Below are 25426 nucleotides of genomic sequence, written 5' to 3'. Positions count from 1 at the left end.
GTTTTACGCAGTCAGACGGTAAGCGTCTTCAGCGATGACCAATTCTTCATTGGTCGGGATAACCAGTGCCGGACGGGTGCCATCTTTAGCGATGTTGCCACCTTTACCGAAGCGTGCTGCCAGGTTACGTTCGTGGTCGACGTCAAAGCCCAGCAGACCCAGTTTTTTCAGCGACAGTTCACGAACCATTGCTGCGTTTTCACCGATACCACCGGTGAAGATGACGGCATCCAGACGGCCTTCCATCAGGGCACTGTAAGAGCCGATGTACTTAGCCAGACGGTGGCAGTAAACGTCCATTGCACGTTTCGCGTCTGCTTTCGTCTCGTAGTTATCTTCAACGTAACGGCAGTCGCTGGTCACTTCGGTCAGACCTTGCAGACCGGATTCTTTAGTCAGCAATTTGTTGATGCTGTCTATGTCCATGCCCAGTGCGTCGTGCAGGTGGAAAATCACAGCTGGGTCGATATCGCCACAGCGCGTACCCATAACCAGACCTTCCAGCGGCGTCAGACCCATAGAGGTGTCAACGCATTCGCCGTTGCGGATTGCCGTAACGGAGCCACCGTTGCCCAGGTGGCAAGTGATGACGTTCAGCTCTTCTACCGGCTTGTTCAGCACTTTAGCGGCTTCGCGAGAAACAAAGTAGTGGCTGGTGCCGTGGAAGCCGTAGCGACGGATGTGGTTTTCTTTATACAGTTTGTACGGCAGTGCATAAAGGTAAGATTCTTCCGGCATGGTCTGGTGGAACGCGGTGTCGAAGACAGCGACGTTTTTATCAGCCAGGTGTGGGAAGGATTTCAGTGCTTCTTCGATACCGATCAAATGCGCTGGGTTGTGCAGAGGTGCAAAAGGTACGGAATCTTTGATACCCTGAAGAACGTCATCAGTGATGATCGCGGATTGGGTGAACTTTTCACCACCGTGAACGATACGGTGACCGATAGCAACCAGTTGAGCTGACAGCTCTGGTTTCTGAGACAGAATGGTGTTGACGATGAAGTTCAGCGCTTCGCTGTGAGCAGCACCGGCACCCAGTTCGGCGTCTTGTTTACCGCCGTCCATTTTCCATTTGATGCGGGCTTCAGGCAGGTTGAAACACTCGGCTAAACCAGACAGGTACTCTTCTCCGTTAATCGCATCAATGATGGCGAATTTCAGGGATGAACTACCGCAGTTAAGAACCAGTACTAACTTACTCGACATGGAAGTACCTACTTGTTATACATGGTTAAAAAAATGTCATACAGGGCATAGCGTATCGTATGCCGCCGCTGGCATTTATGATTAACATCATGCCTTGGTGCGATACACCAGACACGATGATGAAATAGGGTCGATACGATGACGTATGTTATATCGGGTAATCGTTACAACAGTTAACCGCTACAACGAATCTCTATAACTAATCTTTATAACTAGTCTCTATAACAACGTGACGTCGACCTGATGTAAACCGCAGTTTTAAAGCGATGGATAACCGCGTTATGGCCGTTGGCTGCGCTTATGTCGCGAAGGGAATTATACTCCTTGCGTGTAGTCATACTCTTTAGGTATGTATACAGCGGCCAAAAGGCCGGTCTAGGATACCGATAGCGTAAGGTAAACACAAAATATATTTTAACCTTATCAACTTGAGTTGTTGGTTTGTGCAAAAGTTTTATTTTTTATCTGTAAAGTTGAGGTGTGGCTATGGCGACGAAACCAGACAGTAGACTCAGTTGGCTACAGCTACTCCAACGTGGGCAGCATTACATGAAGACGTGGCCGGCAGAAAAGCAGTTGGCACCCGTCTTTCCTGAAAACCGCGTGGCGCGAGCGACGCGGTTCGGCATCTGGATTATGCCGCCGCTGGCGGTGTTTACCTTAACGTGGCAAATTGCGCTCGTCGGCCAGCTCGGCCCGGCCATTGCCACCGCACTCTTTGCCTGTAGTCTGCCATTGCAGGGCCTTTGGTGGCTTGGCCGCCGTTCCGTGACGCCTTTACCACCGACGCTGGCGCAGTGGTTTCACGAGATTCGTCATAAGTTGCTGGAGTCAGGTCAGGCGTTAGCCCCATTGGAAGAAGCGCCGACGTACCAAACGTTGGCGGATGTGCTGAAGCGGGCATTCAACCAGCTTGATAAAACCTTCCTTGATGATTTGTGATCGGCGTCAGGCTGTGTGAGGGTTGATGGCTATTTTGTTCTTTCCCCTGTTTCAAATCAAAGAAGCGGTGGCTACCGCTATCGTGACACGATTCAGTATGCGATTCTGCGGTTAATACCTATTTAGCGACATTGGCTTACACCAAAGAGGGTTCAGGAGAGCAACATGGAAATGACGAATGCCCAGAGATTGATCCTTTCAAACCAATACAAAATGATGACGATGCTCGATCCTGACAACGCCGAGCGCTATCGCCGGCTACAAACGATCATTGAGCGTGGTTACGGTTTGCAGATGCGCGAACTGGATCGTGAGTTTGGTGAACTAACCGAAGACGTCTGCCGCACCATTATTAACATCATGGAAATGCACCATGCGCTGCAGGTGTCGTGGACCAATCTGAAAGATAAGCAGGATGTGGATGAACGACGTCTGACCTTCCTTGGCTTTGATGCCGCAACGGAAGCGCGCTACCTCGGTTTTGTACGCTTTATGGTACATGTCGAGGGGCGCTATCCCCAGTTTGATGCGGGCACGCATGGGTTTAACGCGCAGACGAAGATGTGGGAAAAATACAACAGAATGCTAGCTGTCTGGCAATCCTGCCCGCGTCAGTATCACTTGAGTGCGGTTGAGATCGCACAGATCATCAACGCCTGATTAATGAAAAAGGGGCTTTCTGTGGAGTGTAAAGGTTTTCTGTTCGACCTCGATGGTACGCTGGTCGATTCACTGCCAGCAGTAGAACGTGCGTGGATTAACTGGGCAAAAGATCACGGTATTGAACCACAGAAAGTGCTGGATTTTATTCATGGCAAGCAGGCCATCACATCCCTGCGCCATTTTCTTCAGGGGCAGAGCGAAGAAACGATTCAACAGGAGTTCGATGCGCTGGAGAAAACCGAAGCGTCTGATACGCAAGGGATTGTCGCCATGCCAGGTGCGAAGGCGCTGTTGGATCGTTTGGATGCGCTGGATATTCCCTGGGCAATTGTGACGTCTGGCACGGTGCCGATAGCCAGCGCGCGTCATCACCGTGGAGCGTTGCCAGCGCCTCGTGCCTTTATTACGGCGGAGCAGGTTGCGAAAGGTAAGCCTCACCCCGATGCCTATTTACTTGGTGCGCAGCAGTTAGGGCTGAAGCCGGAAGAGTGTGTCGTCGTTGAGGATGCGCCAGCGGGCGTGCTATCGGGTCTGGCCGCGGGCTGCAAGGTCATCGCAGTGAAGGCACCAGCGGACACGCCAAAACTGGATCAGGTCGATCTGGTCCTGGATTCGCTGGAGCAGATAGAAATAGAGAAATTACCGAACGGCGCTAAGGTGCTTCTGCGCCAGTAAGTCGTCTGTAACCTAATGACAAAACTGTGACTAAATATGATCAAACCTCGCATCCGCGAGGTTTTTTTATGGCATGCTGTACCTGTCATACTTCAAGCTGCATGCGCGTTGGCTCCTTTTTTAGGGCATGCGGAACTCAGACCTCTCAATATGCACTTTTCCGTCAGGGGAACCGTTTTGAATAGCGAACTTCTCTGGGTTTTATCCCTGTTGCTGATCGCCATTGTGTTGTTTACCACCAATAAATTACGCATGGACGTCGTCGCGCTGTTGGTCATTATCGCGTTTGTACTGAGCGGCACGCTGACGCTATCTGAAGCGTTGGTCGGGTTCAGCGATCCGAATGTGATATTGATTGCGGCTCTGTTTGTGATTGGTGAGGGGTTGGTTCGTACCGGCGTCGCTTATCAGGTCGGTGATTGGCTGGTTCGCGTGGCGGGCAGCGGTGAGATGAAGATGCTGGTTTTACTGATGGTCACCGTTGCGCTGCTGGGGGCCTTTATGAGTTCCACTGGGGTTGTCGCGATTTTTATTCCTGTGGTGCTGAGTGTTTCCGCTCGGATGAAAATTTCCCCCGGAAGATTGATGATGCCATTGAGTTTCGCCGGGCTGATTAGCGGCATGATGACACTGGTAGCGACGCCGCCGAATATGGTGGTGAGCAGCGAGTTGATGCGCGAAGGGGTGGCAGGTTTTGGGTTCTTTAGCGTGACGCCGATAGGGGTAGTGGTATTGCTGCTGGGCGTGGCGTATATGATGGTGGCACGTTACTGGCTTGGCGGCGCGGAGACAGCAACGGCAAAAGAGATGTGGAAGAGAAGAACGTTCCGCGATCTGATTCGTGATTACCGTCTGACGGGCAGGGCACGCCGGCTGGCGATTCGTCCGGGTTCGCCTTTTATCGGCCACCGGCTGGATGATTTACGTCTGCGTCAGCGCTTTGGGGCGAACGTGGTGGGGATTGAGCGCTGGCGTAAGTTTCGTCGCGTGATGATCAGCGTAGCGGGCAATACCGAACTTCGCCTGAACGATGTTCTGCTGATCGATATGTCAGCATCGGAAGTGGATTTACGTGAATTTTGTACCGCGCAGCGGCTTGAACCGATGGTGCTGCGCGGCGAATATTTTTCTGAGCAGGCGCGTGATGTGGGGATGGCGGAAGTCTCGTTGATCCCTGATTCCGAGCTGCTGGGAAAAACGCTGTACGATGTCGGCTTCCGAAGCCGTTATGGTCTGAGTGTTGTGGGGATCCGCCGGGCAGGTGAGGCGATGGAGGGTATCCTCGCCGATGAACCACTCCAGCTCGGTGATATTCTGCTGGTGATGGGCGACTGGCGTATGATCCGGCAGTTGCACACGCAGAAAAACGACTTTCTGTTGCTTAATCTTCCTGCTGAAGTGGATGATGTCGCACCCGCGGTAAGTCAGGCTCCACATGCGCTGTTTTGTCTGGCGTTGATGGTGGCGATGATGCTGACGGATGAAATACCGAATGCGATCGCCGCGCTCATTGCCTGTTTACTAATGGGTAAATTCCGCTGCATTGACATGGAAAGCGCCTACCGAGCGATTCACTGGCCGAGCATTATTCTTATTGTCGGGATGATGCCGTTTGCGCTGGCATTGCAGCAAACCGGCGGTGTGGCGCTGATCGTTAAAGGGCTGATGGATGTTGCTGGGGACGCCGGACCACATGTGATGCTGGTGTGTTTGTTTGTGTTGTGTGCTGCGATTGGCCTGTTTATTTCCAACACGGCGACAGCGGTGTTGATGGTGCCCATTGCGATTGCTGCGGCGAAGCAGATGGGGGTGTCACCGTATCCGTTTGCGATGATCATTGCGATTGCGGCATCCGCCGCGTTTATGACGCCCGTCTCGTCGCCGGTGAATACGCTGGTATTGGGACCGGGTGGTTATAAATTCGGGGACTTTGTGCGCGTTGGCGTCCCCTTTACCGTTCTGGTGATGCTGGTCAGCGTAGTGATGGTACCGTGGCTGTATCCGTTCTGACCCTGTGCTAGCGGGTGTGCGCTATAACGGAGAATCCTGGCTGATTTCGTCAAGTGACAGGCTAAAACTGGGAACAAAGACCGTCATAAAATAGTCCATTTCCGGGCTGTGGCGCTGTTGCAAGGTTTTTTCCAGCCGCGCTTTGGCAAGCATGAATTCCGCGTTGCCCGCCGATAACTCTTCCAGACACTTCAGGTAGGCGCAGAGCGCGTCTGCCTGTTTAACGATGGCACGTTCCTCTTCGCTGGTGTAGTTGTCATCCAGCAGCATCCGATAATCCTGCTGTAGCTCCTCCGGTAACATCTCAACCAGTTTCAGCTGTGCAATCTTCTCTATTTTCTTGTACTCGTGCGCGATCTGCGCGTTGTAGTATTTGATGGGCGTCGGCATATCGCCGGTCAGTACCTCGCTGGCATCATGATACATTGCCAGAAGTGCGATGCGTTCTGCATTCAGATTACCGTCGAACTTGCGGTTTTTGATGACTGCCAGCGCATGTGCGACAAAGGCGACCTGAAGGCTGTGCTCGGAGACGTTTTCCGTGCGCACATTGCGCATGAGCGGCCAACGGCTGATGAGCTTTAGACGGGATAAGTGAGCGAAAAAATGGCTCTGATTCATGGTGTTCTCTCAGACAGCAGCACGGTGAACTAGCGATATCGTGGGCGTCTATTGTGGGCACTTGCTGGGGATTATGCAAACGAAGGTCGCGTTTTCGCCGGACGATGACTGCCCGGCGAAAAGGGAGCAGGGCTATTGGTGATAGTGTCCGAGGAAACGCCCTAATTTGTGGATCGCCATGTCCAGTTCATCGATGCGCGGCAGCGTGACGATGCGGACATGATCCGGATAAGGCCAGTTAAATGCGGTTCCCTGAACCAGTAACACTTTTTCCTGTAACAGGAGATCCAGCACCAGTTTTTGGTCATCGTGGATATTGAAGCGTTTGGCATCAATGCGGGGGAACATGTACAGCGCACCGCGTGGTTTTACGCACGATACGCCAGGGATCTGATTGATCAGTTCCCAGGAGCGGTTGCGTTGTTCGTACAGGCGTCCGCCGGGCTGAATAAATTCGCTGATGCTTTGATAGCCGCCCAGAGCGGTCTGAATCGCATGCTGCATCGGCACGTTAGCACACAAACGCATGGAAGCCAGCATTTCCAGCCCTTCAATATACCCTTTGGCGTGCTTTTTCGGGCCGTTCAGTACCATCCAGCCTTGACGGAAGCCCGCGACACGATACGTCTTGGAAAGGCCGTTGAACGTGACCGTCAGCAGATCCGGTGCGAGTGCGGCAATAGAGTGGTGCTGCGCATCGTCATACAGAATTTTGTCGTAAATTTCGTCGGCGAAAATGATCAGGTTATGTTCGCGCGCAATCGCGACGATATCTAACAGCAGTTCTTTGCTGTAGACGGCCCCTGTTGGGTTGTTCGGGTTAATGATCACGATACCGCGAGTATTGGATGTGATCTTTTTGCGGATATCATCCAGATCGGGGAACCAATCGGAGGACTCATCGCAGAGGTAGTGAACGGCATTGCCGTTAGACAGGGAGACGGCTGCGGTCCAGAGCGGGTAGTCCGGTGCAGGAACCAGCATTTCATCGCCTGGGTTAAGCAGCGCCTGCATGGACTGCACAATGAGTTCGGACACACCGTTGCCAATATAGACGTCTTCAACCGTGATATCGCGCATATCCCGCGCCTGATAGTGTTGAACGATGGCTTTACGGGCCGAATAGAGGCCTTTGGAATCACAGTAGCCCTGTGCCGTGGGCAGGTTACGGATGACATCGACCAGAATTTCGTCCGGTGCCTCGAAGCCGAAAGGGGCAGGGTTGCCAATATTCAGTTTAAGGACTTTATTACCTTCTTCTTCAAGCCGCTTGGCTTCCTTTAAGACTGGGCCACGGATGTCATAGCATACGTTCTCCAGTTTCTTAGATTTTTCAATCGGAGACATAAATAGTACGAACCTTTTGCAGAGAGCGCATATTCCCATATGGAATAGCATAACCTGCTTAATGTACTCCTCCTGTAGTACCTTTTGAAGAATGATTATCGCTTTTGCTGCAAATGATTGCGCATCTGCACTATATGGTTGTGTACTCGTTGGATGGTGCGATATGGTAAGGGGGCGGACGGCTATTCAGGCTGCATTTTTTATGCGCCAGAATAGGGTGACAGGGAAGGCTCATTTATTTAAATGTGAAATGTATTTATTTCGCAGGGTGAAATAAAGAGAAAGTGTCGTTGTTATTGAATGAAGGATTAAGACTGGTGAGCCATTTAATTAGCGATGTCTTACCAATGGAAAGGCGATAGGGGTAACGAAATATAAGTATTTTTTTGCCCTTATCGTGCGTCTGCGATAGTGTCTTTAAATGTATCGGTCATTACCTGTACATGTAATAAAACACCAGGAATATTTTGTTAAAATTAAAATAGATAAGTGAAAAATCGTATGACCAGTGCAAATCGACCAGTACTTAATCTCGATCTTGATTTACTGAGGACGTTTGTTGCCGTTGCAGATTTAAATACATTTGCAGCGGCGGCGACCGCAGTCAATCGGACTCAATCGGCTGTCAGCCAGCAGATGCAGCGGCTTGAGCAACTCATCGGAAAGGAACTTTTTGCCCGGCACGGGCGTAATAAATTGCTGACCGAACATGGTATCCAGTTTTTGGGGTATGCCAGAAAAATACTACAATTCAATGATGAAGCCTGTATTTCATTAATGTACAGCGATATTCAGGGGACGCTGACCATTGGAGCGTCTGATGATACTGCAGACACTATCCTTCCTTATATTTTACACCGGGTGACATCTGTATTTCCGAAACTCTCCGTCAATGTCAGCGTAAAACGTAGTGCTGAAATGATGGAAATGCTGAATCAGGGGAAAATAGATCTGGTTATTACCACAATGAATGGAGTGGTGTTTCCTCATGTATTATTGCGTAGTTCCCCTACGCTATGGTATTGCGCTGCGGATTATCAGTTCCGATCGCAGGAACCTGTACCCTTGGTTGTTTTGGATGAGCCGAGCCCTTTCCGTTCGCTGGCTACGCAGCAACTGACGGCCGCAGGGATCCCCTGGAGAATCGCCTATGTGGCTTCAACGCTCTCTGCTGTGCGAGCGGCGGTGAAGGCCGGCATGGGTATCACCGTGCGTTCGGTAGAAATGATGAGCCCAGAACTGCGGGTGTTGGGCGAAGAAGAAGGGTTACCGAGATTGCCTGAAACACGTTATTTCCTCTGCCAGAACCCTAACCAGGAGAATGAGCTGGCGACGGCAATTTTCAATGTGATTGAATCAGGGAAGCCCTCTCACATTACGCCTGTCAGCATGTTAGTAAATAGCACGGATGAAAAGTTCTCTTCCGATCCGTCGCTGAAGGACGCGATCTAATCGGAATGGGGAGTTAGCTATCATTCGGGGAGGGTAGGGATGCACCCCGAATGATGATGATTTATGACTAAGGTGTTAAACCCTCATTGGTAGTGTTTTATTACTCTGATCTCTTCACTCCTATGCCACTTTGCGTTTTCCATTTCACATCAATAGGCTAGGCGCAGCGAGATTAATCGTTACCCTTGTTTTATAAAACGCCGGTTCTATTTTTTTAAAATAATGTTATGGAAATTGGCGTCCAGTCTTGTCCAGCACCATCGTGGTTTTTTTACTAACTAAATTGGTAAAAATGTGTGCTGGATCAAAAAATATCCCTAATAACCCCATGGGGGAACAGGCATTTTCTGTGAAAATGGTATAGTGACGCAGTGAACTTGCTTCCTGTGTAGCTGCACGCAGGTTAACCGACAAAAGGACTGACTCGATTTAGCTACGGGTGAGAACACAAAATGTTAACAAAACAGCGTGCATGTAAAGTAATGTACTGTTATTTTTAGTAAGGTTGAAAAAAAGGTTACAAATTTAGGGGCTCAACCATACCAAGCAAGGCTTACCTGATACGTTTCCATGCTTTTTTGTGGTTATTAATCCTTCCTTTTAATCGATGTGGCGCATTAACTGCCGATAATAGAGCAGGGATGTTACCCGCCACTTTTGATGAGTAAGCAAAGAGAATGTCAACAACTACTGAAATCCTCGCCCATCATTGGGCATTTGGGCTATTCCTTATCATTGCCGTAGGCCTTTGCGTCTTCATGCTGACCGGTGGATTCTTGCTAGGGGGGAGAGCCAGAGCCAGAGCCAAAAACGTACCTTATGAATCCGGGATCGACTCAGTGGGTTCAGCGCGGTTACGTCTGTCTGCTAAATTTTATCTTGTCGCTATGTTCTTCGTTATCTTCGACGTTGAAGCCCTCTATCTCTATGCTTGGGCGGTGTCTATCAAAGAAAGCGGCTGGATTGGCTTCATTGAAGCAACCATTTTCATTTTGGTGCTGTTGGCTGGTTTGATTTATCTGGTACGCGTTGGGGCACTTGACTGGACCCCGGTACGTTCCAAGAGACAAGTCGTTAAATCAGACATCATCAACACTACCAACATTCATCCGCAGTAACAGCGAGGCATTTTAAGATGGACTATACGCTCACCCGCATAGAGCCGGACGGTGAGAATGACCGTTATCCCCTGCAACGTCAGGAGATCGTTTCCGACCCTCTGGAGCAACATGTTCACCGTAGTGTCTACATGGGCAAACTGGAACATGCATTACACGATACGGTGAACTGGGGGCGTCAGAACTCCCTGTGGCCGTACAACTTCGGCCTTTCCTGTTGCTACGTAGAAATGGTGACGTCATTTACTGCCGTTCATGACGTGGCGCGTTTTGGTGCTGAGGTTCTGCGTGCGTCGCCACGTCAGGCCGACTTCATGGTCGTTGCGGGAACCTGTTTTACCAAAATGGCCCCCGTTATTCAGCGTCTGTACGAGCAAATGCTTGAGCCTAAATGGGTTATCTCCATGGGGGCCTGTGCTAACTCCGGCGGTATGTACGATATCTATTCCGTCGTTCAGGGCGTAGATAAATTCCTGCCTGTTGATGTGTATATTCCAGGCTGCCCTCCGCGTCCTGAAGCCTACATGCAAGCGCTGTTGCTGCTGAAAGAATCCATCGGTAAAGAACGCCGCCCTCTGTCATGGGTGGTAGGTGAACAGGGCGTTTACCGTGCCAATATGCAATCTGAGCGTGAACGCAAACGCGGCGAGCGAATCGCGGTGACCAACCTGCGTTCGCCTGATGAGATTTGACCTGTAGATGATAAACCCGGTGACCGTGTAATACCCCGATAATAGTGTGCGGTCATTATCAGATACAGAAATAGCACATTTAATGTGGTGACATATTTATGACAGATTTAACGACACACGATCTCGCTCAGCCAGGCTGGCAAACCCGCGATCACCTTGACGATCCGGTCGTTGGCGAGCTGTGTAACCGTTTTGGACCAGATGCATTTACTGTACAAGCTACCCGCACAGGTATTCCCGTTGTGTGGGTCAAACGTGAGCAATTACTGGACGTTGTCGCATTCCTGAAAAAACAGCCGAAGCCTTATGTCATGCTGTTTGACCTGCACGGTATGGATGAGCGCTTGCGCACTCACCGTGAAGGCTTGCCTGCCGCCGACTACTCCGTCTTTTATCACATCATTTCTATCGAGCGTAACCGCGACATCATGCTGAAAGTCGCGTTGGCCGAGAGCGATCTGCACGTACCGACCGTGACCAAACTGTTCCCGAATGCCAACTGGTATGAGCGTGAAACGTGGGAAATGTTTGGTATTACGTTCAACGGCCACCCACACCTGACGCGCATCATGATGCCGCAGACGTGGGAAGGGCACCCGTTGCGTAAAGATTATCCGGCGCGTGCGACCGAATTCGATCCTTTCGTGCTGACCAAGCAGAAAGAAGATCTGGAAATGGAATCGCTGACGTTCAAACCGGAAGAGTGGGGAATGAAGCGCGGTACTGAAAATGAGGACTTCATGTTCCTCAACCTCGGTCCAAACCACCCGTCTTCACACGGTGCCTTCCGTATTATCCTGCAGTTGGATGGCGAAGAAATCGTCGACTGCGTGCCTGACGTGGGTTACCACCATCGCGGCGCGGAGAAAATGGGCGAACGCCAGTCCTGGCACAGCTACATCCCTTATACCGACCGTATTGAATACCTTGGCGGCTGCGTTAACGAAATGCCGTATGTGCTTGCCGTAGAAAAACTGGCGGGTATTGAGGTGCCGGATCGCGTTAAAACGATTCGCGTGATGCTGTCTGAGCTGTTCCGCATTAATAGCCACCTGCTGTATATCAGTACCTATATTCAGGACGTCGGTGCGATGACACCGGTGTTCTTTGCGTTTACTGACCGCCAGAAAATTTACGATTTGGTTGAAGCGATTACCGGCTTCCGTATGCACCCGGCGTGGTTCCGTATTGGCGGTGTGGCGCACGATCTGCCACGCGGCTGGGAACGTCTGCTGCGTGAATTCCTCGATTGGATGCCGAGCCGCCTGGATACCTATGTTAAGGCCGCGCTGCAGAACACCATCCTGAAAGGCCGTACTCAGGGCGTCGCTGCCTACAATGCGAAAGAAGCGTTGGATTGGGGCGTAACCGGTGCGGGTCTGCGTGCGACAGGTATCGGTTTTGACGTGCGCAAATGGCGTCCGTATTCCGGTTATGAAAACTTCGACTTTGAAGTGCCTGTTGGCGACGGCATCAGTGATTGCTATAGCCGCGTGATGCTGAAGGTTGAAGAGCTGCGTCAGAGCTTGCGTATTCTGGATCAGTGCCTCAAGAACATGCCGGAAGGGCCGTTTAAAGCGGATCACCCGCTGACGACGCCGCCGCCAAAAGAGCGCACATTGCAGCATATTGATACGCTGATTAACCACTTCCTTCAGGTTTCCTGGGGACCGGTTATGCCTGCCAATGAATCATTCCAGATGGTTGAGGCAACGAAGGGCATTAACAGCTATTACCTGACCAGTGACGGCGGCACGATGAGCTACCGTACCCGTATTCGCACGCCGAGCTATGCGCATCTGCAACAGATTCCGTCTGTCATTCGCGGATGTCTGGTATCCGATTTGATCGTTTACCTCGGCAGTATTGATTTCGTAATGTCAGATGTGGACCGCTAATTATGCATGATCATAACAATCACGATCATATTGATGCTCAGGGACAACCTGCTGCCGACTCGCTGACAAAAGACAATGCTTTTGTATTGAGCGACGCCGAACGTGACGCCATTGAGCACGAAAAACATCACTACGAAGATGCACGCGCCGCGTCGATCGAAGCACTGAAAATTGTGCAGAAAGAACGCGGCTGGGTACCGGATGGTGCGATCAACGCAATTGCCGATGTGCTGGGCATTCCTGCCAGTGACGTGGAAGGTGTAGCGACGTTCTATAGCCAGATTTACCGTCAGCCGGTTGGGCGCCACATTATTCGCTATTGCGACAGCGTCGTGTGCCATATCAATGGCTATCAGGGCGTTCAGGCTGCACTTGAGCGTAAGCTCAGCATCAAACCGGGACAGACGACGTTCGATGGACGTTTCACGCTGTTGCCGACCTGCTGCCTGGGGAACTGTGACAAGGGGCCGTCGATGATGATTGATGACGATACCCACAGCCATGTGACGCCGGAAGGAATTGAATCGTTATTGGAGCAGTATCAATGAGTAAAGACATTGTTCTGACTGCTGAGCAGCATCCTCTGACCTGGCGTTTACGTGCAGACAAACAGCCGGTATGGCTGGATGAGTATCGCAGCAAAAACGGCTATGTCGCCGCGCAAAAAGCGTTAACCGGCATGGCGCAGGATGAAGTGGTCTCACTGGTTAAAGACGCTGGCCTGAAAGGGCGTGGCGGCGCAGGCTTTTCGACGGGCTTGAAGTGGAGCCTGATGCCGAAAGACGAAAGCATGAACATCCGCTATCTGCTGTGTAACGCGGATGAGATGGAGCCAGGTACTTACAAAGACCGCCTGCTGATGGAGCAAGAGCCCCATCTGCTGGTTGAAGGTATGCTGATTAGCGCCTTTGCGCTGAAAGCCTACCGCGGCTACATCTTCCTGCGCGGCGAATACATCGAAGCGGCTGTCCATCTGCGTCGTGCCATCGAAGAAGCGAAAGCGGCGGGTCTGCTGGGTAAAAATATTCTGGGTAGCGGGTTCGATTTCGAGTTGTTCGTGCATACGGGCGCCGGGCGTTACATCTGCGGTGAAGAAACTGCACTGATTAACTCGCTGGAAGGCCGTCGTGCCAACCCACGTTCCAAGCCGCCGTTCCCGGCGTCTGCGGGCGTGTGGGGTAAACCGACCTGCGTCAACAACGTGGAAACGCTGTGTAACGTACCGGCGATTATCGAACACGGTGCGGCGTGGTATCAGGGGCTGTCTGCGGGTAAAAGTAAAGATGCAGGCACGAAACTGATGGGCTTCTCCGGTCGCGTAAACAATCCGGGCCTGTGGGAACTGCCATTCGGTACCACGGCGCGTGAGATTCTGGAAGACTACGCGGGCGGTATGCGTGATGGTCTGAAGCTGAAAGCCTGGCAGCCGGGCGGCGCAGGGACGGATTTCCTGACGGAAAGCCATCTCGATCTGCCAATGGATTTTGAGCACATTGCGAAAGCAGGTAGCCGTATGGGTACGGCGCTGGCGATGGCCGTCGATCACGAGATCAATATGGTCTCGCTGACGCGCAATCTGGAAGAGTTCTTCGCCCGTGAATCCTGCGGCTGGTGTACGCCGTGCCGTGATGGTCTGCCGTGGAGCGTGAAGATTCTGCGTGCGCTGGAGAAGGGGGAAGGCCAACCCGGCGATATCGAAACGCTGGAGCAGCTTTGCCGCTTCCTCGGACCGGGGAACACCTTTTGTGCGCATGCGCCGGGTGCGGTTGAGCCGCTGCAAAGTGCCATCAAATATTTCCGGGAAGAATTCGAAGCGGGTATCTCTAAACAGTATTTAGGCAACGTCAAAACGATTGGCGGTATTCAGCCTAACCTGTTGAAAGAGCGCTGGTAAGCTATCGCTCAACATGTGCGAGATGCAGTGAATGTATCCGCAGGGTGGCGCAAATAAGCCACCCTCTATAAACCCAATAGATTTCAGGCGCAGGTAGCCAACGCATTTGCGATTTGAAAGATGAGGGTATACAGAATTTTTGATTAGCGCTCGTGGCAACACGGGCCATTATGGAAGCATGCTGACTATGGCTACTATTCATGTAGACGGCAAAGAGTATGAAGTAAACGGAGCAGACAACCTTCTGGAAGCTTGCCTGACTCTGGGACTTGATATTCCTTACTTTTGCTGGCACCCCGCGCTCGGGAGCGTCGGATCCTGCCGCCTCTGTGCGGTAAAACAGTATCAAAACGCGGAAGACACCCGCGGTCGTCTGGTGATGTCTTGTATGACACCAGCAGCACCGGGTACGTTTATCGCCATTGAAGATGAAGAAGCGAAACTATTCCGTAAGACGATAGTTGAGTTTCTGATGACCAACCACCCGCACGATTGCCCGGTGTGTGAGGAAGGCGGTAACTGTCATTTGCAGGATATGACGGTCATGACGGGGCAGAACTTCCGTCGCTATCGCTTCACCAAGCGTACCCACCGTAATCAGGATCTTGGGCCGTTCATTTCTCATGAGATGAACCGCTGTATCGCGTGCTATCGCTGCGTGCGTTACTACAAAGATTACGCGGATGGCAAAGATCTCGGCGTTTACGGCGCACACGATAACGTCTACTTCGGTCGCCCGGAAGATGGCACGCTGGAAAGCGAGTTCTCCGGCAACCTGGTTGAAGTGTGTCCGACCGGTGTATTCACCGATAAAACGCACTCCGAGCGCTATAATCGTAAATGGGATATGCAGTTTGCACCGAGCGTTTGCCAGCAGTGCAGCATCGGCTGTAATACCAGCCCCGGTGAACGCTATGGCGAACTGCGCCGTATCGAAAACCGTTTCAACGGTAGCGTAAACCACTATTTCCTGTGTGACCGCGGTCGTTTTGGTTACGGCTATGTTAATCAGAAAGACCGTCCAAATCAGCCGCTGCAACGCCGTGGTAATGACTGGATCGCGCTGAATGCCGATCAGGCACTGCAAGGTGCGGCGGATGTGCTGCGTCAGGCGAAGAAAACGATCGGTATCGGTTCACCACGCGCTAGCATTGAAAGCAACTTCGCCTTGCGTGAGTTGGTGGGTGCCGAGAACTTCTACACGGGTATCGCGCAGGAAGAACAAAATCGTCTGCAACTGATCCTGAAAGTGCTGCGCGAAAGCGGTGTGAGAACACCGGCGCTGCGTGAAATCGAAGGCTACGACGCGGTTCTGATTCTGGGTGAAGACTTGACGCAGACAGGGGCGCGTATCGCACTGGCTGTTCGTCAGGCCGTTAAAGGCAAAGCTCGTGAAATGGCGGCAGCGCAGAAAGTGGCTGACTGGCAGATCGCGGCGATCATGAACATTGGTCAGCATGCCAAGCACCCGCTGTTTGTCACCAATGTCGACAACACCCGTCTGGACGACATCGCTGCATGGAACTACCGTGCGCCGGTTGCCGATCAGGCGCGCCTTGGTTTTGCCATTGCACACGGTCTGGATAGCAGCGCTCCGGCCGTTGCCGATCTGGCTGCGGGCCTCGACCAGAAAGTCGATATCATCGTACAGGCGCTGGCCGGTGCGAAAAAACCACTCATCATCTCCGGCACCAATGCTGGCAGCGAAGACGTGATCTCTGCGGCGGCAAACGTTGCCAAAGCGCTGAAAAATCGCGGTTCTGACGTCGGAATTACCTTTGTTGCTCCTGCTGCCAACAGCATCGGGTTGTCAATCATGGGCGGCGGTTCGCTGGATGACGCGCTGGCGCAGTTGGAAAACGGTGACGCCGACAGCGTGGTGGTGCTGGAGAACGATCTCTACCGGCATGCCCCAATCGCTCGCGTTGATGCCGCGCTGGAAAAAGCGGAAAACCTGATTGTGGTCGACCATCAGCGCACTCGCATCATGGACAAGGCCAGCATGATTCTGTCCGCTGCCAGCTTTGCTGAAAGCGACGGTACGCTGATTAACCAGGAAGGCCGCGCTCAGCGTTTCTTCCAGGTTTATGACCCAACGTACTACAACGACAAAGTCGTGATGCTGGAAAGCTGGCGCTGGTTGCACTCGCTGTACATCACTTACAACAGCCGTCAGGTTGACTGGACGCAGTTGGATAACGTGATTGACGCGTGTGCTGCCGCACTGCCGCAGCTTGCCGCGATCAAAGACGCCGCGCCGGACGCGTCGTTCCGTATTCGTGGCCAGAAACTGTCGCGTTCACCGATTCGCTCCAGTGGCCGTACCGCGATGCGTGCCAATATCAGCGTGCATGAACCGCGTCAGCCTGTCGATAAAGACACGATGTTTGCCTTCTCAATGGAAGGGAACAACAGTCCGACAGCCAACCGTCAGCAGATTCCGTTTGCCTGGGCACCAGGCTGGAACTCACCGCAAGCCTGGAACAAATTTCAGGATGAAGTGGGCGGACATTTGCGTCATGGCGATCCGGGTGTGCGTCTGATCGAAGCTGGCGAAGGTTCGCTGGCGTATTTCGACAACATTCCTGCGGCGTTCGTCCCACAAGCGGGTCAATGGCGTGTTGCGCCGTATTATCACCTGTTTGGTAGTGATGAAATGTCACAGCGTTCTGATGTGATTCAGCAGCGTATGCCAGAACCTTACGTGATGGTGAACCCGGCCGATGCGGCAACGTTAGGTGTGAATGCGGGTACGTTGCTGGAGCTGACCTGTGCAGGACAAACGCTACGTCTGCCACTGCGTTTAAGTGCGGAATTGAATCAGGGACAGGTTGGTTTACCGCTGGGCTTGCCGGGTATTGCGCCGGTGCTGGCGGGTGCAACCGTTGAAAATCTGCGGGAGGCCGCACAATGAGTTGGTTAACACCGGAATTAACCGAGATCCTGATTACCGTCGGAAAAGCGATCGTGATTCTGCTGGTTGTGGTGACGTGTGGCGCGTTCATGAGTATGGGTGAACGCCGACTGCTCGGCCTCTTCCAGGGACGTTATGGACCAAACCGGGTAGGTTGGGGCGGTTCATTACAGCTCGTCGCTGACATGATCAAAATGTTCTTCAAAGAAGACTGGGTGCCGAACTTTACCGATAAGGTGATCTTCACGCTGGCACCGATGATCGCGTTCACGTCAATGCTGATTGCCTTTGCGATTGTGCCGATCACGCCAACCTGGGGTGTCGCCGATCTGAACATCGGGATCCTGTTCTTCCTGATGATGGCGGGTTTAGCTGTTTACGCAGTGCTGTTTGCCGGTTGGGCGAGTAACAACAAATACTCACTGCTGGGGGCGGTACGTGCTTCTGCGCAGACCGTGAGTTATGAAGTGTTCATCGGCCTGTCGCTGATGGGTGTAGTCGCGCAGGCTGGCTCGTTCAACATGCGTGACATCGTCGATTCTCAGGAACACCTGTGGAACGTCATCCCGCAGTTCTTCGGCTTTATTACGTTTGCCATCGCAGGTGTGGCGGTGTGTCACCGTCACCCGTTTGACCAGCCTGAAGCTGAGCAGGAAATTGCCGATGGTTACCACATTGAATATTCCGGTATGAAATTCGGTCTGTTCTTTGTCGGGGAATATATCGGGATCGTTACGGTTTCTGCGCTGATGGTGACGCTGTTCTTCGGCGGCTGGCATGGTCCAATCCTGCCTCCATTTGTCTGGTTTGCGCTGAAAACGGGCTTTTTCATGATGATGTTCATCCTGATTCGTGCTTCGTTACCCCGTCCGCGTTATGACCAGGTGATGTCTTTCGGTTGGAAAGTCTGTCTGCCGATAACGCTTTTGAATCTGCTGGCGACAGCGGCCGTCATTTTGTACAACGCTTAAGAAGGGGTGAATAAACCATGACATTGAAAGACTTAGTGGTTGGTTTCGGCACCCAGATACGCAGTATCTGTATGGTGGGTTCGAATGCTTTCAAGAAGCGCGAAACCAGAATGTATCCCGAAGAGCCTGTGAATCCACCGCCGCGCTACCGTGGTCGTATCGTGCTGACGCGCGATCCTGATGGTGAAGAGCGTTGCGTTGCCTGCAACCTGTGTGCGGTGGCCTGTCCGGTCGGCTGTATCTCATTGCAGAAAGCGGAAACCAAAGATGGTCGCTGGTATCCCGAGTTCTTCCGCGTCAACTTCTCACGCTGCATTTTCTGTGGCTTCTGCGAAGAAGCGTGCCCGACAACCGCTATCCAGCTGACGCCGGATTTCGAGATGGGCGATTACAAACGTCAGGATCTGGTGTACGAGAAAGAAGATCTGCTGATATCGGGGCCGGGTAAATATCCGGAATACAATTTCTACCGGATGGCCGGTATGGCAATCGATGGGAAAGATAAGGGCGAAGCGGAAAACGAAGCCAAACCTATTGATGTCAAAGGCCTGTTGCCCTAAGGAGCTAGCATGGAATTCGCTTTTTATACCACAGGCTTGATTGCGATACTGGCGACATTGCGCGTCATTACGCATACCAATCCTGTGCATGCATTGTTGTACATGGTCACTTCGCTTATGGCGATTGCGGGCGTCTTTTTCTCGCTGGGGGCTAATTTTGCTGGCGCGCTGAGCATCATCGTTTATGCGGGTGCCATCATGGTGCTGTTCGTATTCGTCGTCATGATGCTCAACCTCGGCAACTCCGTGGAAGAACAAGAGCGGAATTGGCTGAAACCGAGCGCTTGGGTAGGGCCAGGTATTCTTTCTCTGGCGTTACTGGTGATTGTCGTCAATGCGATCCTCAGCCTGAAAGAGCAGGGAATCACGGGCACGCCTGTTGAGGCGAAAGCCGTAGGTATCAGCCTGTTTGGTCCTTATGTTCTGGCCGTTGAATTAGCGTCAATGCTGCTGCTGGCGGGATTGGTTGTCGCTTTCCACATTGGTCGTGAAGATAAACGCGGTGACGTTGTGAATAAAGAAAGCGCGAATCAGGACGCTGAGAAGAAAATAACGGGGGAACGCGCATGATTCCGTTACAACATGGATTGATTTTAGCCGCTATCCTGTTTGTTCTGGGGCTGACTGGTCTGTTAATTCGTCGTAACCTGCTGTTTATGTTGATCAGTCTCGAAATTATGATCAACGCTGCCGCGCTGGCATTTGTCGTCGCAGGCAGTTACTGGCAGCAGCCGGATGGTCAGGTGATGTACATTCTGGCGATTACGCTGGCAGCGGCTGAGGCCAGTATTGGTCTGGCGCTGTTGTTGCAGATGTATCGTCGTCGTCAGACCCTGAATATTGATACAGTCAGTGAGATGCGCGGATGAACTTACTCTATTTAACAATACTCTTCCCGCTGCTCGGCTTTCTGTTGCTGGCATTTTCCCGCGGTCGCTGGTCGGAAAATACGTCCGCGACCGTCGGTGTTGGCTCGATTGGTCTGGCAGCGTTGGTTACCGCTTGGGTTGTGGTCGATTTCATGGGCCAACAGCACGGTGGCGTCACCTTCTTTAATCAGCATTTGTGGACATGGATGGCCGTTGGCAACTTCGACATCAGCGTCACGCTGACGCTTGATGGCCTTTCGGTGACGATGCTGTCCGTTGTAACGGGTGTTGGTTTCTTTATTCACCTGTTTGCCTCCTGGTACATGCGTGGGGAAGAGGGATATTCCCGCTTCTTCGCCTACACCAACCTGTTTATCGCGAGTATGGTCGTTCTGGTACTGGCCGATAACCTGTTGCTGATGTATCTCGGTTGGGAAGGGGTAGGGCTGTGCAGTTACCTGCTGATCGGTTTCTACTATACCAATCCGAAGAACGGTGCGGCGGCAATGAAGGCCTTCATCGTTACCCGTGTGGGTGACGTCTTTCTGGCCTTTGCGCTGTTCATCCTTTACAAAGAGTTGGGTACGCTCAACTTCCGCGAGCTGATGGTATTAGCGCCGCAGAAACTGGCTGAAGGCTCACCGGAAATCACTTGGGCGACGCTGATGCTGCTGGGTGGTGCGGTCGGTAAATCTGCACAGTTGCCGCTGCAAACCTGGCTGGCGGATGCGATGGCGGGTCCAACGCCAGTCTCTGCATTGATCCACGCCGCGACGATGGTTACCGCAGGTGTCTACCTGATTGCACGTACCAATGGCCTGTTCCTGATGGCACCGGATGTCCTGCATCTGGTGGGTATTGTGGGTGCGGTAACGCTGGTGCTGGCAGGTTTTGCCGCGCTGGTACAAACCGACATCAAGCGCGTGCTGGCCTATTCCACCATGAGCCAGATTGGTTATATGTTCCTGGCGCTGGGCGTTCAGGCATGGGATGCCGCAATTTTCCACCTGATGACGCACGCGTTCTTTAAAGCGCTGCTGTTCCTCTCTTCTGGTTCGGTCATTCTGGCCTGCCACCATGAGCAGAACATCTTCAAGATGGGCGGCCTGCGTAAAACGATTCCGCTGGTTTATGTCTGCTTCCTGGTTGGGGGGGCGGCGCTGGCTGCACTGCCGCTGGTTACCGCTGGCTTCTTCAGTAAAGACGAGATTCTGGCTGGCGCATGGGCAAATGGTCACATCAATCTGATGGTGGCTGGATTAGCTGGTGCCTTCATGACCTCGCTGTATACGTTCCGTATGATTTTCATCGTGTTCCACGGTGAAGAGAAAACCAAAGCGCATGCAGGAAAAGGCATTTCTCACCACTTACCGCTGGTTGTGCTGATGGTTCTGTCCACCTTTATTGGTGCGATGATTGTTCCGCCGTTGCACGGTGTGTTGCCGGCGACGACTGAGCTTGAACACGGCCAGTTGATGACGCTGGAAATTACCTCTGGCGTGGTGGCGATTGCCGGTATTCTGCTTGCTGCTGTGCTGTGGCTGGGTAAACGTCAGGCGGTGAGCAGCATCGCGAAGAGTGCTCCGGGTCGTTTCTTCTCGACCTGGTGGTTCCACGCGTGGGGCTTCGACTGGTTGTACGACCATGTCTTTGTTAAACCGTATCTGGCTATCGCGAAGCTGTTGCAGCGTGATCCGTTAAATGCATTGATGACGCTTCCGGCTACGATTACCCGCTGGGGTAACCGTGGGCTGGCGCTAAGTGCGAATGGTCAATTGCGCTGGTACGTTGCTTCAATGGGCTTTGGTGCCGTGCTGGTGCTGGCCTTGTTACTGCTGGTCTAAGGCAGTATCCGGTAACGTATAAAAGGTAGGGCATTCCGCAGACAGGGATGCCCGCCACGGCAAGTTTTCAGATTTCTTTAATTTAGGGACACAAAACGCCATGCTACTACCTTGGCTAATTCTTCTCCCCTTTATCGGCGGTCTGCTGTGCTGGCAGTTAGAGCGTTTTGGTACGAAAGTACCGCGCTGGATAGCGTTGATTGCAATGGGGCTGACACTCGCACTGTCTCTGCAACTGTGGTTGCAAGGCGGTTATTCGCTGATCGCACCGACAGGCGTGCCACAATGGCAATCTGAGTTTTATGTGCCATGGATCCCGCGCTTCGGCATCGGTATTCATCTTGCGCTGGACGGCCTGTCACTGCTGATGGTGGTGCTGACGGGGTTGCTGGGTGTGTTGGCAATCCTCTGTTCCTGGAATGAAATTCAGCGCTATCAGGGCTTCTTCCACCTGAACCTGCTGTGGATTCTGGGCGGCGTTATCGGCGTGTTCCTTGCCATCGACATGTTCCTGTTCTTCTTCTTCTGGGAAATGATGCTGGTACCGATGTACTTCCTGATTGCGCTGTGGGGGCATAAAGGCTCCGACGGTAAAACCAGAATTACGGCGGCGACCAAGTTCTTCATCTATACCCAGTCAAGCGGCCTGATCATGTTGATCGCGATTCTGGCGCTGGTCTTTGTACATCACAATGCCACTGGCGTTTGGACGTTCAACTATGAAGACCTGCTGAAGACGCCGATGTCATACGGTGTTGAATATCTGTTGATGCTGGGCTTCTTCATCGCGTTTGCTGTAAAAATGCCTGTCGTGCCGTTGCACGGTTGGCTGCCAGATGCACACAGTCAGGCACCAACTGCGGGTTCTGTTGACCTGGCAGGGATCCTGTTGAAAACGGCGGCCTATGGCCTGCTGCGTTTCAGTCTGCCGCTGTTCCCGAACGCCTCCCATGCTTTTGCACCGATCGCTATGTGGCTGGGTGTGATTGGTATCTTCTACGGTGCCTGGTTGGCGTTCAAACAGACGGATATCAAACGTCTGATTGCTTACACCTCGGTGTCCCACATGGGCTTCGTGATGATTGCCATCTATTCCGGTAATCAACTGGCTTATCAGGGCGCGGTGATTCAGATGATTGCTCACGGTTTGTCCGCTGCCGGTCTGTTCATTCTGTGTGGTCAGCTGTACGAACGTCTGCATACCCGTGACATGCGTGAAATGGGTGGCCTGTGGGCGCGCTTGAAGTTCCTGCCTGCGCTGTCTCTGTTCTTTGCTGTGGCAACCTTGGGGATGCCGGGTACGGGTAACTTTGTCGGCGAATTCATGATTCTGTTCGGCAGCTATCAGGTTGTGCCGGTGATTACGGTGATCTCAACCTTCGGTCTGGTATTTGCGTCAGTCTACTCACTGATCATGATGCAGCGTGCTTACTACGGTGCGCCTAAATCTGATGAGCCATTGAAGAGTATGTCGATCCGCGAATTGTCTATCGTGATGCTGTTGGTGGTATTACTGGTGTTGTTAGGGGTGTACCCGCAACCGATTCTGGATACCTCCAGTGCCGCGATGTCAAATATCCAGCAGTGGTTTATGTCGTCTGCTCCAGATTCAATTATTTCAACAACAAGGCCGTAATTCGCCATGACAATAACTCTTCAACAACTAATTGCGCTATCGCCGCTGTTGATCGTCGGATTGACGGTAGTGGTTGTGATGCTGTGCATTGCGTGGCGACGCAACCATTTTGTCAACGCAACCATGACGGTTATCGGCCTGAATATTGCGTTGCTGTCACTGTACTTCGTCGGCCAGGTTGGTCCAACGGACGTGACGCCGCTGCTGCGTGTTGATGGCTTCTCGATGTTCTATACCGCGCTGGTTCTGCTTGCCAGCCTGGCTACCAGTACGTTTGCCTATCCGTGGCTGCAAGGTTACCCAGACAACCGTGATGAGTTCTACCTGCTGGTGCTGATTGCTGCGCTGGGTGGAATCCTGCTGTCGAGTGCCAACCATTTGGCATCGTTGTTCATCGGGATTGAACTGCTTTCCCTTCCGCTGTTTGGTCTGGTGGGGTATGCCTTCCGCCAGAAACGCTCGCTGGAAGCCAGTATTAAATACATGCTGCTGTCGGCGGCGGCGTCTTCCTTCCTGCTGTTTGGTATGGCGCTGATCTATGCTGAATCGGGCGATATGAGCTTTGCCAGCCTTGGTAAGAGCCTGAGCGATCACCAAATCCATGAACCGCTGCTGCTGGCTGGTCTGGGGATGATGATTGTCGGTCTGGGCTTCAAGCTGTCTCTGGTACCGTTCCAACTGTGGACACCTGATGTGTATCAGGGGGCGCCTGCGCCTGTGTCTACGTTTCTGGCCACGGCGGGTAAGATTGCGGTTTTCGGTGCGGTAATGCGTTTGTTCCTTTACGCGCCGATGGCTGACAGCGAGTCTGTCAGAATCGTGCTGGGCATCATCGCGTTCGCGTCGATTCTGTTCGGTAACGTGATGGCGGTATCGCAAACCAACATCAAACGCCTGCTCGGTTACTCCTCCATCGCGCATCTGGGTTATTTACTGGTTGCCCTGATTGCGGTGCAGAGCCATCAGTTGGCGCTGGAAACCGTCGGCGTTTATCTGGTGGGTTACCTGTTCAGCAGCCTGGGTGCGTTCGGCGTGGTTAGTCTGATGTCCAGCCCGTACCGTGGTCCGGATGCCGATTCACTGTTCTCTTATCGTGGCTTGTTCTGGCATAAACCGATCCTGTCTGCGGTGATGACGGTGATGATGCTGTCGCTGGCGGGTATCCCGATGACGCTGGGCTTCTTCGGTAAATTCTACGTGCTGGCTGTCGGTGTGAATGCGGAGTTGTGGTGGTTGACTGGTGCCGTTGTGCTGGGTAGCGCCATTGGTTTGTACTACTACCTGCGCGTGATGGTGAGCCTGTACCTGACGGCTCCTCAACAGCTACAGCGTGATACGCCAAATAACTGGGCCTTAACCGCAGGTGGTGTAGTCGTACTGATCTCCTCCATCGCAGTTCTATTCTTCGGTTTGTATCCACAGCCGCTTATCTCTCTGGTGCAATTGGCGCAGCCAATGCTGTAACCATCGCCGAGAGTCGGGTTGAGCCATGAAACGCCGTTGATGAGAATCAACGGCGTTTTTTTATGGCGAGCTTCCTGCTTGCCACCCTTCTGGCCGTCGCAAGCGACGTTGAAAAACGCTCCCTGCGTTTTTTTATCAGCAAAATCACCACGTTCTTGAACGGGAGTAAGAGCAAGCAAGGTACGTTTTAGGAATGATCTGGTCTGCTGAAACCATAGAAGTCAGGAAAAATTGTCTATAGTTAAGAAGGCAACGATTTATAACTCATGACTTTTCATAACCAATGGTTTTTCATAACCAATGACTTTTGATAACAGAAGGAAGCACTTTATGGCGACAACCAAAAAACAGCCTGAAGAAATTCGTGTCGATGATGATTTAAAACTTCTGTCTGAAACGCTGGATGAGGTACTGCGCTATACGGGCGATCAGGCCGATCAGGCCTACCTTGATTTGAAAAAAGGAGCAGAAAAAGCGCTGCTGGAAGTGAAAGCCCGCATTGGCGTAACAGACAGCTATTATGCGCGTGCAAAACAGGTGGCCGACAAAGCTGATGTGTATGTGCATGACAAACCCTGGCACGGTATCGGTATCGGCGCCACCGTCGGTCTGGTGTTGGGATTACTGCTGGCTAAGCGCTAATTTCTGCC

The 25426-nt window shown here is 52.4% G+C and carries 22 protein-coding genes; 19 read left to right on the top strand and 3 right to left on the bottom strand.

The window, feature by feature from the left end; genetic code table 11:
• Window positions 1-3: 3 nt before the first annotated feature.
• Window positions 4-1206: an acetate kinase gene (gene ackA / locus O1Q74_RS12865; RefSeq protein ID WP_271873620.1), complete on the bottom strand. Its 1203-nt coding sequence runs from the start codon at window positions 1204-1206 to the stop codon at window positions 4-6.
• 486 nt (window positions 1207-1692) lie between these two features.
• Between ackA and yfbV the strand changes: the two genes are divergently transcribed.
• From yfbV to O1Q74_RS12845, 4 genes are all read left to right on the top strand, one after another.
• Window positions 1693-2148 carry a terminus macrodomain insulation protein YfbV gene (gene yfbV, locus O1Q74_RS12860; RefSeq protein WP_271873619.1) on the top strand — a complete coding sequence of 152 codons (456 nt, stop codon included), beginning with the start codon at window positions 1693-1695 and terminating at the stop codon, window positions 2146-2148.
• 165 nt (window positions 2149-2313) lie between these two features.
• Window positions 2314-2808 (top strand): YfbU family protein, encoded by a 495-nt coding sequence (locus O1Q74_RS12855; RefSeq protein WP_271873618.1) that lies wholly within the window; start codon window positions 2314-2316, stop codon window positions 2806-2808.
• Window positions 2809-2829: 21 nt separating this feature from the next.
• Window positions 2830-3486 carry a sugar phosphatase gene (locus tag O1Q74_RS12850; protein ID WP_271873617.1) on the top strand — a complete coding sequence of 219 codons (657 nt, stop codon included), beginning with the start codon at window positions 2830-2832 and terminating at the stop codon, window positions 3484-3486.
• Window positions 3487-3663: 177 nt separating this feature from the next.
• Window positions 3664-5496 carry an SLC13 family permease gene (locus tag O1Q74_RS12845; protein ID WP_271873616.1) on the top strand — a complete coding sequence of 611 codons (1833 nt, stop codon included), beginning with the start codon at window positions 3664-3666 and terminating at the stop codon, window positions 5494-5496.
• Between the two features lie 21 nt (window positions 5497-5517).
• Here O1Q74_RS12845 and yfbR read toward each other — a convergent pair whose 3' ends face one another.
• Window positions 5518-6117 (bottom strand): 5'-deoxynucleotidase, encoded by a 600-nt coding sequence (gene yfbR, locus O1Q74_RS12840; protein WP_271873615.1) that lies wholly within the window; start codon window positions 6115-6117, stop codon window positions 5518-5520.
• Between the two features lie 132 nt (window positions 6118-6249).
• The gene (locus O1Q74_RS12835) at window positions 6250-7464 is read right to left on the bottom strand and encodes a pyridoxal phosphate-dependent aminotransferase (RefSeq protein ID WP_014916029.1); all 1215 of its coding nucleotides are present in this window, start codon (window positions 7462-7464) and stop codon (window positions 6250-6252) included.
• Between the two features lie 501 nt (window positions 7465-7965).
• Here O1Q74_RS12835 and lrhA point away from each other — a divergent pair.
• From lrhA to elaB, 15 genes are all read left to right on the top strand, one after another.
• Entirely contained in the window at window positions 7966-8916 is a 951-nt protein-coding gene (gene lrhA, locus O1Q74_RS12830) for a transcriptional regulator LrhA (RefSeq protein WP_271873614.1), read from the top strand.
• A gap of 677 nt (window positions 8917-9593) precedes the next feature.
• The gene (locus O1Q74_RS12825) at window positions 9594-10034 is read left to right on the top strand and encodes an NADH-quinone oxidoreductase subunit A (RefSeq protein WP_271873613.1); all 441 of its coding nucleotides are present in this window, start codon (window positions 9594-9596) and stop codon (window positions 10032-10034) included.
• 17 nt (window positions 10035-10051) lie between these two features.
• Complete coding sequence (locus tag O1Q74_RS12820; protein ID WP_005969846.1) at window positions 10052-10726, top strand: NuoB/complex I 20 kDa subunit family protein; 675 nt, start codon at window positions 10052-10054, stop codon at window positions 10724-10726.
• Window positions 10727-10824: 98 nt separating this feature from the next.
• Window positions 10825-12624 (top strand): NADH-quinone oxidoreductase subunit C/D, encoded by a 1800-nt coding sequence (nuoC, locus tag O1Q74_RS12815; RefSeq protein ID WP_271873612.1) that lies wholly within the window; start codon window positions 10825-10827, stop codon window positions 12622-12624.
• A gap of 2 nt (window positions 12625-12626) precedes the next feature.
• The gene (gene nuoE / locus O1Q74_RS12810; protein ID WP_271873611.1) at window positions 12627-13172 is read left to right on the top strand and encodes an NADH-quinone oxidoreductase subunit NuoE; all 546 of its coding nucleotides are present in this window, start codon (window positions 12627-12629) and stop codon (window positions 13170-13172) included.
• The gene (nuoF, locus tag O1Q74_RS12805) at window positions 13169-14518 is read left to right on the top strand and encodes an NADH-quinone oxidoreductase subunit NuoF (RefSeq protein ID WP_271873610.1); all 1350 of its coding nucleotides are present in this window, start codon (window positions 13169-13171) and stop codon (window positions 14516-14518) included. Before nuoE ends, nuoF begins: the two co-directional genes overlap by 4 nt.
• A gap of 187 nt (window positions 14519-14705) precedes the next feature.
• The gene (gene nuoG / locus O1Q74_RS12800; protein WP_271873609.1) at window positions 14706-17432 is read left to right on the top strand and encodes an NADH-quinone oxidoreductase subunit NuoG; all 2727 of its coding nucleotides are present in this window, start codon (window positions 14706-14708) and stop codon (window positions 17430-17432) included.
• Complete coding sequence (nuoH, locus tag O1Q74_RS12795) at window positions 17429-18403, top strand: NADH-quinone oxidoreductase subunit NuoH (protein WP_015840962.1); 975 nt, start codon at window positions 17429-17431, stop codon at window positions 18401-18403. The genes nuoG and nuoH overlap by 4 nt, the downstream gene beginning before the upstream one ends.
• A 17-nt stretch (window positions 18404-18420) precedes the next feature.
• Window positions 18421-18963: an NADH-quinone oxidoreductase subunit NuoI gene (gene nuoI / locus O1Q74_RS12790; RefSeq protein WP_015840961.1), complete on the top strand. Its 543-nt coding sequence runs from the start codon at window positions 18421-18423 to the stop codon at window positions 18961-18963.
• A 9-nt stretch (window positions 18964-18972) separates the two neighbouring features.
• Window positions 18973-19533 (top strand): NADH-quinone oxidoreductase subunit J, encoded by a 561-nt coding sequence (gene nuoJ, locus O1Q74_RS12785; RefSeq protein ID WP_225085245.1) that lies wholly within the window; start codon window positions 18973-18975, stop codon window positions 19531-19533.
• Entirely contained in the window at window positions 19530-19832 is a 303-nt protein-coding gene (nuoK, locus tag O1Q74_RS12780; protein WP_005969835.1) for an NADH-quinone oxidoreductase subunit NuoK, read from the top strand. The genes nuoJ and nuoK overlap by 4 nt, the downstream gene beginning before the upstream one ends.
• The gene (nuoL, locus tag O1Q74_RS12775) at window positions 19829-21676 is read left to right on the top strand and encodes an NADH-quinone oxidoreductase subunit L (RefSeq protein ID WP_271873608.1); all 1848 of its coding nucleotides are present in this window, start codon (window positions 19829-19831) and stop codon (window positions 21674-21676) included. Before nuoK ends, nuoL begins: the two co-directional genes overlap by 4 nt.
• A gap of 100 nt (window positions 21677-21776) precedes the next feature.
• On the top strand, window positions 21777-23312 hold the full coding sequence (nuoM, locus tag O1Q74_RS12770; RefSeq protein WP_271873607.1) for an NADH-quinone oxidoreductase subunit M: 1536 nt from the start codon (window positions 21777-21779) through the stop codon (window positions 23310-23312).
• A gap of 6 nt (window positions 23313-23318) precedes the next feature.
• Entirely contained in the window at window positions 23319-24776 is a 1458-nt protein-coding gene (gene nuoN / locus O1Q74_RS12765) for an NADH-quinone oxidoreductase subunit NuoN (protein ID WP_225085242.1), read from the top strand.
• A 330-nt stretch (window positions 24777-25106) separates the two neighbouring features.
• The gene (gene elaB, locus O1Q74_RS12760) at window positions 25107-25418 is read left to right on the top strand and encodes a stress response protein ElaB (RefSeq protein ID WP_121295695.1); all 312 of its coding nucleotides are present in this window, start codon (window positions 25107-25109) and stop codon (window positions 25416-25418) included.
• Window positions 25419-25426 lie beyond the last annotated feature (8 nt).

The organism is Pectobacterium sp. A5351, assembly GCF_028335745.1.
In the GTDB taxonomy this organism is placed as follows: Bacteria; Pseudomonadota; Gammaproteobacteria; order Enterobacterales; family Enterobacteriaceae; genus Pectobacterium.
The sequence above is the reverse complement of the archived record's forward strand: the minus strand, read 5'-3'. Positions and strand labels throughout refer to the sequence as shown.

Coding starts and splice junctions, on each gene's coding strand:
- nuoC (WP_271873612.1), top strand. CDS start 10,825: ATGACAGATTTAACGACACACGATCTCGCTCAGCCAGGCTGGCAAACC.
- O1Q74_RS12835 (WP_014916029.1), bottom strand. CDS start 7,464: ATGTCTCCGATTGAAAAATCTAAGAAACTGGAGAACGTATGCTATGAC.
- O1Q74_RS12820 (WP_005969846.1), top strand. CDS start 10,052: ATGGACTATACGCTCACCCGCATAGAGCCGGACGGTGAGAATGACCGT.
- nuoL (WP_271873608.1), top strand. CDS start 19,829: ATGAACTTACTCTATTTAACAATACTCTTCCCGCTGCTCGGCTTTCTG.
- nuoN (WP_225085242.1), top strand. CDS start 23,319: ATGACAATAACTCTTCAACAACTAATTGCGCTATCGCCGCTGTTGATC.
- nuoF (WP_271873610.1), top strand. CDS start 13,169: ATGAGTAAAGACATTGTTCTGACTGCTGAGCAGCATCCTCTGACCTGG.
- O1Q74_RS12825 (WP_271873613.1), top strand. CDS start 9,594: ATGTCAACAACTACTGAAATCCTCGCCCATCATTGGGCATTTGGGCTA.
- nuoG (WP_271873609.1), top strand. CDS start 14,706: ATGGCTACTATTCATGTAGACGGCAAAGAGTATGAAGTAAACGGAGCA.
- yfbR (WP_271873615.1), bottom strand. CDS start 6,117: ATGAATCAGAGCCATTTTTTCGCTCACTTATCCCGTCTAAAGCTCATC.
- nuoE (WP_271873611.1), top strand. CDS start 12,627: ATGCATGATCATAACAATCACGATCATATTGATGCTCAGGGACAACCT.
- yfbV (WP_271873619.1), top strand. CDS start 1,693: ATGGCGACGAAACCAGACAGTAGACTCAGTTGGCTACAGCTACTCCAA.
- nuoM (WP_271873607.1), top strand. CDS start 21,777: ATGCTACTACCTTGGCTAATTCTTCTCCCCTTTATCGGCGGTCTGCTG.
- nuoK (WP_005969835.1), top strand. CDS start 19,530: ATGATTCCGTTACAACATGGATTGATTTTAGCCGCTATCCTGTTTGTT.
- elaB (WP_121295695.1), top strand. CDS start 25,107: ATGGCGACAACCAAAAAACAGCCTGAAGAAATTCGTGTCGATGATGAT.
- nuoJ (WP_225085245.1), top strand. CDS start 18,973: ATGGAATTCGCTTTTTATACCACAGGCTTGATTGCGATACTGGCGACA.
- O1Q74_RS12855 (WP_271873618.1), top strand. CDS start 2,314: ATGGAAATGACGAATGCCCAGAGATTGATCCTTTCAAACCAATACAAA.
- lrhA (WP_271873614.1), top strand. CDS start 7,966: ATGACCAGTGCAAATCGACCAGTACTTAATCTCGATCTTGATTTACTG.
- nuoI (WP_015840961.1), top strand. CDS start 18,421: ATGACATTGAAAGACTTAGTGGTTGGTTTCGGCACCCAGATACGCAGT.
- nuoH (WP_015840962.1), top strand. CDS start 17,429: ATGAGTTGGTTAACACCGGAATTAACCGAGATCCTGATTACCGTCGGA.
- ackA (WP_271873620.1), bottom strand. CDS start 1,206: ATGTCGAGTAAGTTAGTACTGGTTCTTAACTGCGGTAGTTCATCCCTG.